Raw genomic sequence first — 10,552 nt, forward strand, 5'->3', positions numbered from 1 at the left:
CCTTTAGATTCTAAGTATTGTTTAACACATCTATAGTTATATTCTCTTTTCTCTATGTAATCCTTAAGTTCATCTGAGGCGCGATTAAAATTACTTGTTCAATTCAAAAAAACTTGATTTAATCTATGTTTTTTAATATTTTTAAACTATTTTTTAAATTTCACGTCTTTTTTACGGAAAAATCATGAAATTTATATGAGGCTATAAACTTCTTATTGGCAAACCAAGGATAATTATAAACAATCCTTTTCTTATTTGCAAGAGTAGAATCACTTATATATGTTGCATTCCATTTCTTCCCTTTTGAACTTACAAACAAATTTCTTAAATGCCGTGTCATTAAGCAAGGACGGACGTTACATCCTCTATAACTTCTACTCGCAATCCATATTTAGAGTGATTTAAAGGTATCATCCGATATAATGTAATATTGTTTTTTTCAGCATGTTTTTGAAGTTTTTTTAAATATTCTGTTATTTCTTTATTATTAAAGTTAAAATTCATGCCAAAATAAATAGATTTTATAGCACTGGAAAGATCTAAAAAAATATGACTTTCACTATTTATTTCTTTAACACTTTTGTTTTTGATAGAATCTATCTCTGTTCTATCAATTCTAAAACGCCACTCTTTTTCATATCTCCACATAGAACTCTTATAAAACGAAGGATTTCTTGCTAAATTTTTATTATGATATGCTAAGAGTTGTGTTGCATCATATCTTTTCTCTTTATAAATTATCGGAAAAATTAATTGTTTAATTTCTTTGGGAATTTTATCATAATCATATTCTATACAGATGCCCTTATGTGAATCAGCATAATGAGCCCACATCAATGGATTATTATTCTCCTCAGAAAAACACGTAAAATAATTTTCTTCTTTATACTCTAATTCAATTTTATTAATTGATTTTTGAAACATTTCCTTCATATCAGCAGTATTTCCCATGAACAATAAATTTTGATTACAAATCCATTTACGGTCATTCATATATTTTTCACTATCTATATAAAATCCACAATCAAAAGGATCATTATACACACTAGGTTGGCTTATTTTAATTAATCCACCTATTGTTTCAGATTCAATAAATTCAACAGTTCGGTATCTATATAAACAATTAGGTCTATTAACATATATAAAATTTTGAACATCTTCATATGTTTTATTTTCATCTTCCATTAATTCTATATAACGTTTAGTTATTTTTTTATCAAACACATATATTCCCTCCCTCAATAAATAGTTTTGAGGTATCTAATATAGATACCTCAAAATAAATTTTAACAAGTTATAACTTGCATTATGTGAATTTTTTAATTAACAAAAAACATTTGTTCAGAATCAATACCTTCCTTTACAAATAATTTAGGTATATTTGCTTGATTTGCATCTAATAACATCAATTGTGCTACTGCTTGACAATACGCCTTCTGTAGAGAATGACCAAAACCAATAGATGAATACAGTTGAGCTGCAAACTCACAAGCAGCTGAATCACCTATAGAATCAGACATACCAATAGCGGCATTTATATATTGCACACAATTTTTTGCTTGCGCTTCTGAAAAACACATATTGAAAACTACAAGTTCTATCCTATCGCTCATTGTTGATAAAGTGATTGTCATAGCCTCTTTTGTAACAAAATTTGCTGTCCCATCCACATTCAATAATACAATATCTCCATTGCAACTTCCGTGACCACTAAAATGCACAATAGTTGGATTAGTTTCATTGACCGCTTGTAGAATATCACTACTTCTTGTAGCCCATCTTGTTTCAAATTTAACCGAATCTCGATATTCTGACATACGTATCTTGCTTTGAATCATGCGAGCTTCTTCGTCTAATCGCAGTGGATTTGTATCTATTGGGCTAGATGCTAAAAACAGCACTGTAATCTCATCAGGGATATGTTTTAAGTTTTCAATTTCTTGCATAATTATATTTTGATTTACAGATTGTTCTTTCAACATTATTTGTAAATCTTTATTTTTCTTTTCAATTTCTCGAGCACGTTTATTTTCCAATTCTAATTTCTTTTTTTCTTCTTTTGCAATTTCATTTTCATATTTAACTTGTGAAGAAAGAATTTCGCTTCTCTTCTTCGAAATCTTGCCTTGTAAATCTCCACATTTTTTTAGACTATCACTCTTCTTCCGCATTGCTAAGTCTATTTCCTTTTGTTTCGATTTTATAGTTGATAATGATTTGGTTTGTGACATTCTTTTATTAGCTAACAGAATTTTTTTCTCCTGATCTGCAATTTTTGATTGTTCTTTTGCTAAGTCCTGAGTCAATTTATTTAATTCTTTCTCTTTTCTTAACAAGTTATTTCTTATATAGTCAATTGTTGCCATACTCTTTCCTCCTTCATATACTTATAAATTGAAATGGAGGCGATGTGTATACTATTTTAAAATAGTCACACGACCACAATGTGGGCATCTTGAAGGATTAGAAAATGGAATGATTTTTCTTCCACATCTACATATGTAGTATGTATATTTAATTCTTTTCATAATTTTACCTCCTTTTTCCTATTTTTTGCAGTATTTAATAGAAAAAAAGTTCATCACCACATTTTTTAGAGCAATTAAACTTGCGCCTAATAAACATGCATGGTAAAATCTATTTGTCTACATAGATTTTATCTATAATACATTATATATGTATTTGACGAAACGCCGAGTTGCAGCTCGGTTTTTTTCTTTATATATACCGTCTTAATCAAAGAATATATCTGGATTACATCCAAAAACTCCATTCAATATCTTGTTTGTCAAACTTACCTTCGATCTCGAAGTTTTAAAATCACTTAATCTTTTGAGAGTACTTTTACCATATTGATCCTTTGTCGATATCCATACTTGATCGCGGCGAAAATCCCCATCCAATAATAACGGTTGATGTGAAGTACAAATTAATTGAGCATTAAATGGATTTGTAATCTCGTTCGTAAATAAATTGACAATTTCTTTAACCAAAGATAAATGTAATCCATTTTCTATTTCATCAACAATTAATACTCCACCATTTTCTAAAACATCAAACAAATATGGCAAAGCAGTAAACAGTTTCACGGTTCCTAACGATTCATCAGCAAAGAAAGTAAATGGAGCTATTTTTTCTGTTTCTTCTCCATTTTCATAAAAAGCGTGTACACCCTCTACTCCGATTTTCATTTTTGTCGCAATAATTTCACGATTTTCAAAATCGTCACTTTCTACCTTTTGATGTCCTACTTCTTCTTCTTCTTCAAAAGATATATTAATGTTTCTCAAAGTCGGATCAGCTTTTTTTAAAATCTCAACATATTTTTTTATACGTTCTTCTGAGAACGATTCAGTTGCATTCATTGGCTTTAATCTAGCTGCTGTCATACTGACAACTCTTATTTCATGAATTGCATCATTGATTTTCATTGCTATTTCGTTATTTAACAACGCAGCTATTGACAAACACAACGCTTCTTCCTTAACAACATGTTTCGTATTTTCAAAATCTTTAAATTCAGATTTTAAAACTATGTCTTTGAAAGAACTTGATGTTCTTTCTATTAACTTTTCTGTCCTTATTCGTTTTTTAGTCAATAACTCATAAATGACTTTTTCATTTAATATTGAAAATTCATAGTGATACATAGTTTCGCCTATTAAAATCTCTATTTCAAACTTTGTAGGCTTATCTGTATATTCCTTATCAAATGCAAAGGTAGGAACTGAATTTTCAAATTCTTTGATAGGTAAAGTCGACAATTGAGATTGATTTAATGTTGTAAGCGATGACCAATCAAGGAGTCTTTGAATTTCTCGCAGTATCTTACAGAAAAACGTCTTACCTGAACCATTAGCTCCATATAAAAAAGAAACTTTGTTTAGTTGGAGATTATCATAGAAAAATGTGCTATTTATTGTATCTTTCTTTGATTTGTCTATTTCTGTTGTAAATTCAATCCTGTCTGCAAAAGAAGCATAATTCTCTACAGCAAGACACTTTAATACTACGCTATCCATAATTTTTCCTCCATTCCGTTTAAATAATACGCTTTTTTTCGTTAAATGTCAATGGTTATTTGACAATAATCATCATTAACGTTGATAAATATGCATTTTCTTGTTTTGTTATATAATTTAAACATAGTTTTCAGTAACAAATTTATTTTAGTCCAAAATCTGACAAATCAATAGAGATACTATTTTCAGTATCTTTATATACAGAATCAATTGTTTCTTTATAGATTTCTTCATGAGGATGTGTGTAAACATTCCACGTTGTATTGACTGTACTATGTCTTAACAAATCTTTAACAACTACAGGTTTAACATCTGTCATCATGAGTTCAGTTGCAAACGTATGACGAAGCATATGAAAATGAAACTTGATATCAAGATCCTTTGCTATCTTTCGCAACTGATCTGTCATAGAAGGTGGATAAATCAGATTTCCATTACTATCACACACAACTAAATCATATGGATTTTCATCAAACCATTTCTTTAAATATACACAAAGTCCTTTATTAATTTCTATAACTGTTTTACTTCCTTTGGTTTTTAGTTTTCCACTTAAATATATGTCTTTAGCCTGTAACCCTGCATATTCTATTCTTCTTTGAACATATAAACGATGTTTTTCTAAATCAAAGTCATCTTTTTTCAAAGCAAGAACTTCACTTAACCTTAAACCAGTATATCTTCCGATAATAAGTGCTATTTCATATGATCTAAAACAAAAAGCAACACTTTCCTTTCGTTTATTATGTGGTGGTGGTTGATGCAATCGTTCAATTATTTTTCCTAAATCTTCATCACTAATAGTAGCGATTTTCTTTTCTTGTTTAGAATTCTGTGAAATAGTGATATCTTTAACTGGATTATGTGAGATATATCCAATACGAACTGCATATTTAAATGTTACAGCAAATATCTTCTTGATATTCCAAACAGTTGAATAATCAATTTTTTTATAAGTATCATTTATATATCTTTGCAAAGCAGCATAATCTACTTTCGCTATAGGCCTTTTTCCAAAACTCTTTTCCACATACAATCTATGTACTTTTCTATAGTTAAATTTGGTCGTGGGAGCATATTTGATTTCACCCTCGATTTCCATATATTCTTCAAATACATCATTAACTGTTTTCCCTTGTGAGTTTGGAATGATACTTTTTGATGAAGCTTGATCTATAATACTAGCTTCATGTTTTCTAGCTTCAGTTTTAGTTCTAAACCCACTCTTAACATATCGTTGCGTTACTCCCATATAATCTTTATAACGAACATCTACTTGATATGTATATCCATATTTTTTACTTTTTATTTTTGTAATTGCCATTTTATGTTCCTACAAATGCATATCAGAATATAAGCTATCTAAGGCTTCACGTTGTTCTTTATTGTTAACATGAGTATAAATATTGACCGTTGTGTCTACACTACTATGACGCATTAATCCTTTAACTATCACTGGATTGATATTTTTCTTGATTAGTTCTGTTGCATATGTATGCCTAAGCATATGAAAATGAAACTTAATTCCTAGTGAATGACTCACATCTCTTATTCTTTTATTTAAAACCTCTGGATGTAATATCTTACCTTTCCCATTACAAACCACATATTCATAGGGGTTAACTTCAAACCATTGTTTTAACATTTGAGATATTGCTTGACTAATAGGTAAAACACTCTTACTACTTTTTGATTTTAACCTTTCAGTAACATAAACTTCTGATTTTTTTAAACCAGCATATTCTACCCTACTATGAACATTCATTGTATTTCTTTCAAAATCAAAATCTTCTTTTTTCAAAGCTAGAACTTCACTCACTCTTAACCCAGTATATCTTCCTATTAGAATAGCAATTGCATATGCCTTTGCTGTAAACATTGCTTCCCATTTATCTTTATAGGGATTATTTTTATTCACCTTCTGTATTTCATTAACAATCTTTTGTAAATCATCATCGCTTACTGTTTTTACATCTACTCTAGGTCTATCATCTTTAGATAATTGTAAATAATGCACAAGATTTTCTCTAACATATCCATGCTTAAGTGCATATCGAAATGTAACGGAAAAAATCTTTTTAATATTCTTTAATGTAGGAAAAGCATATTGCTGTGATAATTGATTAAAATATCTTTGTATCTCTTTATATTTCAAAGAAGTTATTTTCTCTTTACCAATGTTATCCTTGATATATCGCTGATGATTGGTCGTATAATTGACCATTGTTGCATTTGCGTATTTATTCATTCCCTCTAATTCCATGTATTCTAAAAAAACATCATTAAATGTTTTCTCACATGTTTGATTTTTTAATTTTTCTAACTCAACATTTTCTAAAAATTCTTTCTCACGTTTTTTAGCAACATTCAAATCATGTATATTACTCTCAATATGGCGTAAACTTTCTCCGTATTGATTTTTATACTTAATATCTATTTGATATGTATAACCGTATTTCTTGCTTTTGACTTTTCTTATAGCCATCGACGAGTCCTAACAAGATTTTTTTCGTGATTCAACAATTTCTTTACTTCGCATAGCTTTTATACGATTACTCACATCAAGTCCTGCATAATCATCAAAAAAGTTTTGAATCGATACAGGTGAAAACATATAATTTCGTCCTGTTTTTATTGCAGGTATAATTCCTAATTCTCTTAAAAAAGTCACATGTGCTTCTGAACAATGAATCAGTTTTGTCAATTCTTCTTGCGTAATCATTTGTAAATCATTCATTTTATATTCCTCTTTCTCATCTTATCTATTTCTTCAAAAAATAAAATGGATGCCACCTGTTTTGTACAGATTAGCATCCATGGCATAATTTTTTAACATTAAATTTTAACGTGTCCAGAAAACTGGGTACACATCAGTGTCCAAATAACAAGGTTCATTTCAATGATCTCATAATCCCTTTTTTAACTAACTATCTTAAACTCAGTATCAATAAAACAACTTCGTATATTCAGATCTTGTATCTGCAATATGATAAATATATACAACATCATCAACCATTCGATAAATGGCTATACATTTTTCATGTATAATGATCATCCTATATCCACGTTCATTCAACCATGCATCTGGTGTATCAGAACCAGAGTGCGGATGATCTCCTAGTCTTTCAATCACATCTAATATATGATTTAAAATCTCTAAAGCTCTTTTCTCTCCAAATTGTAAAACAAAATAACCTTCTAATTTTTTAAAATCATTCCAAGCAGAAGGTAATATTTCAATCTTATATTTCATTCAATCTTTCCTTTAATTTCTTTCTTGCTTCATCAACAGATAATGTTTTAGCCCCACTAAGACGTTCTTCTTCAGCTTGTATAACCTTTGCTCTTAAATCTAACATTTGTTCTCTTTTTTCAAATGCTTCTATGCTCATTAACACAAGATCACCCTCTCCATTTTTAGTAATATAAATTGGTTCTTTTGTTTCCTTTGCTAATTTAGAAATATCAGTATACTCGTTTCTTAATGATGCAGATGCTTTTATTATCATAATTATATCCACCTTTCATATCTTTATCTTGATATAATTATATCATATTTTATACATTTTCATAGTTTTATTGATTATGAGTTTTTATATACTGTATCTTAATTCAATGTTAATGAATCATAACATAGTGTGTTTTCATGTTCATCTCTATATTCAACATCTATATTTAGTGATTGTATAGAATCCATATATGTCTTGAACTCTGGCGAATCTATATTATTGTAAACGACAATCTTCAGATTTTCTAATTCTTCTATAAGTTCATTCAATTTCTTTTCAATATTTTTATCGAATTCACCAAAACGAATACCACAAACTTTCTTTAATCTATCTTCTATAAAATGCTCTACCAAATATTGTTGTGCGTAGCTTTTCACTTCATCTCCACTTACTGAACCATCACTTATAATGACAACATTTCGTTTATTTTCGTCATGTTGAGACTTTTGAAAACCATCAGAAATCGTATGCATATTTAACTGTTCAACTTTTTTCGTTAACGCTTTAATCTGATCACCGAATGTTTTTGGTATAGTATTGATGACTTCTTGAACTTCTTTTCCTATTGTGACATCTATGAGTTTTATCCCTAATCTGTTTGCTTCATTACAAATCATACAATCATTGATAACCTCTGAAACAACAAAGTTATGTTCTATAAAAAATATGTGTGTAGCATCCATTTCGTTCAATCCTTCTACAAATACTTGAGGTCTTTCAAAAAGCATTTCTTCTTTATAATCTAAAATACCAACTATATCTCCATCATATTTTATTGATAATTCTTCAAGTTTATCTATCAATTCATCTTCAGGTTTTATTTGTCCTGAAGTTGCTAAAAATATCTTATTCATCTTATCATCCTCTCTTTCATTGATAGAATGATAGTACTTAGTCTTTTATAACTAAGTACCACGATCTATCAACAAAAATACATTCATTTTAAATTTATAGACTTTCCATTATCTGAATTAACTCTTTTTGCATAAGACATACGCATTTCACGTTTCCTCGTTCTATCAGAGAAACACCTATTATGGTTGCGACGGTTTGATCACGCTCGACCAATCATAGATGAAGTATCATTATTTTCCTTTCTGCATCATCGCAAAGAACTTGCTAGTGTCCTTTTATGATCAACTTTTTATCGCTATTCTTTTTTCAAGTTTTCAACTTTTCAAACTTACAACTTTTTTTAAATTCGAAAATATAAATAATAAAAAAGAAATCTCGGCGAAGTCATCAACGTGCTTAACAGAAAGTAACGTATTAATTCAGATGATTCAATTTTCAATGTTCTGATGAGAGGCAAACTTATTCTCCCCTCACTTATTAAAGGGACACGTTTTTAGCTCTTGCTTACCTTTTTAATTGTTTTTTTATCTTTTTTATTATATTGTTCTTTCTTTTATGGATCGTTGAATAGGGAACATCGAGTTCTCTTGATAATTCTCTTTCTGTTTTTTCCTTTAAAAGAAGATTGGTTATGAGATCCTTTTCATCTTCTGGTAGACTTTTAATGATATGAAGAATAACAGCAACTTCATCATTTATTTTGATTTGTTCATAATGATCCACTTCATCAACAACCATATCTACATATCTCACATTATTATTAAATTCATTATCTAAACTCTTTAACTTATAATTGATATCTTTTTGTATATCTCTTAATTGTGTTTTATATGAGGCATAACACACATTAAAAACCTCATGAGGAACTTCTATATATGTTCCATATATTCTCATAAAATAATATTTATTTCCATTCTCATCTTTCTTTATATAAAAATCATTTTTCTTATAATCATTTTTCATTTTATTTATCCTCCTTGAATTATTGTTTTAAAAACTCATTCAAGGAGGACTTCTACATTTATTCATATTTTGTCCATAAAAAAAGAACAAGCAATTTAGATAGAGGGTTGATCCTCACTAAATACTTGTTCTTTATCTTTTTATTCAATTATGATGTTTCTAATAATCCTTTATTCTGTTTCAATATTATGCATAAATACATCTAAGTTTAATGACTTAATATAGATAATCTCTCTTGAGAATTTATTTGTGTGATTTCAAAAAAATACTTTTCTTGATTCTCAAAATTTTTTCTTTTAATTTGTTCTTTTATTTTACCATCTTGAATATATAATAACCTTGAAGAATAAGAAGCAACCATTACATCGTGTGTTACTAATACTATAGTTTTACCGTACTTTTCATTTAAATTATTAAATATATGCATTAATTCAAATGTGTTTTTACTATCTAAATTTCCTGTTGGCTCATCTGCAATAATTATACTAGGATTGCTTACTAATGCTCTTGCAATAGCTACTCTTTGTTTTTCTCCACCAGAACATTCATCGGGGTACTTATCTAAAATATTTTCAATATTCAGATCTTTTGCAACGGTTCTAATCTTTTTCTTCATTGTACTAACTGATATTTTATTCATAGATAATGGAAATGCAATATTTTCTACAATAGTTAAATAATCCAATAATTGATAATCTTGAAAAATAAACCCTATCTCATCACTTCTAAACTTTCCAATTTCTTTATTAGATAATTCTAATATGGATTTCCCATATAAATATATTTTACCTTCAGTTGGCGTATCCATAGTAGATAAGCAATTTATAAAAGTTGTTTTTCCAGAACCAGAAGGACCCATTATTGCTATAAACTCACCTTTCTCCACTTGTAATGAAACATTAATTAATGATTTTACTGGATAATCAGTCATTTGATCATATATTTTTGTAATGTTCTCAACATTTATAATTATTTCATTCATCATCTACACCTCCTTGATATTGATATTTTTTATCGAAGTCCTATAACAAATCAATAATGAAATTACAATGTTTACTATAAAATATAAAACAATTATTAAAATGATAGATAGTGTTATTTGATTATATATATAAAATCTACCAAGGATAGTGTCAAGAATCTTGTGTAAATTCTTATTTCCTGTAAATTAAGTTTTCAGTAGATAAGGTTAGTTGTTATCTA

11 protein-coding genes are annotated in these 10,552 nt (G+C 28.5%); all 11 read right to left on the bottom strand.

Annotated features, from left to right (window positions below; all coding sequences use genetic code 11):
- Positions 1-339: 339 nt before the first annotated feature.
- Positions 340-1,224 carry a DUF2971 domain-containing protein gene (locus tag ABUA27_RS04820; RefSeq protein WP_349820338.1) on the bottom strand — a complete coding sequence of 295 codons (885 nt, stop codon included), beginning with the start codon at positions 1,222-1,224 and terminating at the stop codon, positions 340-342.
- Positions 1,225-1,319: 95 nt separating this feature from the next.
- On the bottom strand, positions 1,320-2,366 hold the full coding sequence (locus ABUA27_RS04825; RefSeq protein ID WP_349820339.1) for a CHAT domain-containing protein: 1,047 nt from the start codon (positions 2,364-2,366) through the stop codon (positions 1,320-1,322).
- 366 nt (positions 2,367-2,732) lie between these two features.
- Positions 2,733-4,022, bottom strand: a complete 1,290-nt coding sequence (locus ABUA27_RS04830) for an AAA family ATPase (protein ID WP_349820340.1) — start codon at positions 4,020-4,022, stop codon at positions 2,733-2,735.
- 142 nt (positions 4,023-4,164) lie between these two features.
- Positions 4,165-5,346: a site-specific integrase gene (locus ABUA27_RS04835; protein WP_349820341.1), complete on the bottom strand. Its 1,182-nt coding sequence runs from the start codon at positions 5,344-5,346 to the stop codon at positions 4,165-4,167.
- A gap of 9 nt (positions 5,347-5,355) precedes the next feature.
- Positions 5,356-6,507 carry a tyrosine-type recombinase/integrase gene (locus ABUA27_RS04840; RefSeq protein WP_349820342.1) on the bottom strand — a complete coding sequence of 384 codons (1,152 nt, stop codon included), beginning with the start codon at positions 6,505-6,507 and terminating at the stop codon, positions 5,356-5,358.
- A gap of 9 nt (positions 6,508-6,516) precedes the next feature.
- Entirely contained in the window at positions 6,517-6,759 is a 243-nt protein-coding gene (locus ABUA27_RS04845; RefSeq protein ID WP_349820343.1) for a DNA-binding protein, read from the bottom strand.
- Between the two features lie 207 nt (positions 6,760-6,966).
- On the bottom strand, positions 6,967-7,275 hold the full coding sequence (locus ABUA27_RS04850) for a type II toxin-antitoxin system RelE/ParE family toxin (protein WP_349820344.1): 309 nt from the start codon (positions 7,273-7,275) through the stop codon (positions 6,967-6,969).
- Positions 7,265-7,531, bottom strand: a complete 267-nt coding sequence (locus tag ABUA27_RS04855; protein ID WP_349820345.1) for a type II toxin-antitoxin system prevent-host-death family antitoxin — start codon at positions 7,529-7,531, stop codon at positions 7,265-7,267. The genes ABUA27_RS04850 and ABUA27_RS04855 overlap by 11 nt, the downstream gene beginning before the upstream one ends.
- Positions 7,532-7,629: 98 nt before the next feature.
- Positions 7,630-8,385 (bottom strand): hypothetical protein, encoded by a 756-nt coding sequence (locus ABUA27_RS04860; protein WP_349820346.1) that lies wholly within the window; start codon positions 8,383-8,385, stop codon positions 7,630-7,632.
- A gap of 505 nt (positions 8,386-8,890) precedes the next feature.
- Positions 8,891-9,349 (bottom strand): sigma-70 RNA polymerase sigma factor region 4 domain-containing protein, encoded by a 459-nt coding sequence (locus ABUA27_RS04865; RefSeq protein ID WP_349820347.1) that lies wholly within the window; start codon positions 9,347-9,349, stop codon positions 8,891-8,893.
- 208 nt (positions 9,350-9,557) lie between these two features.
- Entirely contained in the window at positions 9,558-10,331 is a 774-nt protein-coding gene (locus ABUA27_RS04870) for an ABC transporter ATP-binding protein (RefSeq protein WP_349820348.1), read from the bottom strand.
- Positions 10,332-10,552 lie beyond the last annotated feature (221 nt).

Origin of the sequence: Catenibacterium sp. RTP21428st1_D7_RTP21428_210409, from assembly GCF_040227455.1 — a bacterium.
Lineage (GTDB): Bacteria > Bacillota_I > Bacilli_A > Erysipelotrichales > Coprobacillaceae > Catenibacterium > Catenibacterium mitsuoka_A.

Coding starts and splice junctions, on each gene's coding strand:
- ABUA27_RS04865 (WP_349820347.1), bottom strand. CDS start 9,349: ATGAAAAATGATTATAAGAAAAATGATTTTTATATAAAGAAAGATGAG.
- ABUA27_RS04860 (WP_349820346.1), bottom strand. CDS start 8,385: ATGAATAAGATATTTTTAGCAACTTCAGGACAAATAAAACCTGAAGAT.
- ABUA27_RS04845 (WP_349820343.1), bottom strand. CDS start 6,759: ATGAATGATTTACAAATGATTACGCAAGAAGAATTGACAAAACTGATT.
- ABUA27_RS04825 (WP_349820339.1), bottom strand. CDS start 2,366: ATGGCAACAATTGACTATATAAGAAATAACTTGTTAAGAAAAGAGAAA.
- ABUA27_RS04850 (WP_349820344.1), bottom strand. CDS start 7,275: ATGAAATATAAGATTGAAATATTACCTTCTGCTTGGAATGATTTTAAA.
- ABUA27_RS04840 (WP_349820342.1), bottom strand. CDS start 6,507: ATGGCTATAAGAAAAGTCAAAAGCAAGAAATACGGTTATACATATCAA.
- ABUA27_RS04830 (WP_349820340.1), bottom strand. CDS start 4,022: ATGGATAGCGTAGTATTAAAGTGTCTTGCTGTAGAGAATTATGCTTCT.
- ABUA27_RS04870 (WP_349820348.1), bottom strand. CDS start 10,331: ATGAATGAAATAATTATAAATGTTGAGAACATTACAAAAATATATGAT.
- ABUA27_RS04835 (WP_349820341.1), bottom strand. CDS start 5,346: ATGGCAATTACAAAAATAAAAAGTAAAAAATATGGATATACATATCAA.
- ABUA27_RS04855 (WP_349820345.1), bottom strand. CDS start 7,531: ATGATAATAAAAGCATCTGCATCATTAAGAAACGAGTATACTGATATT.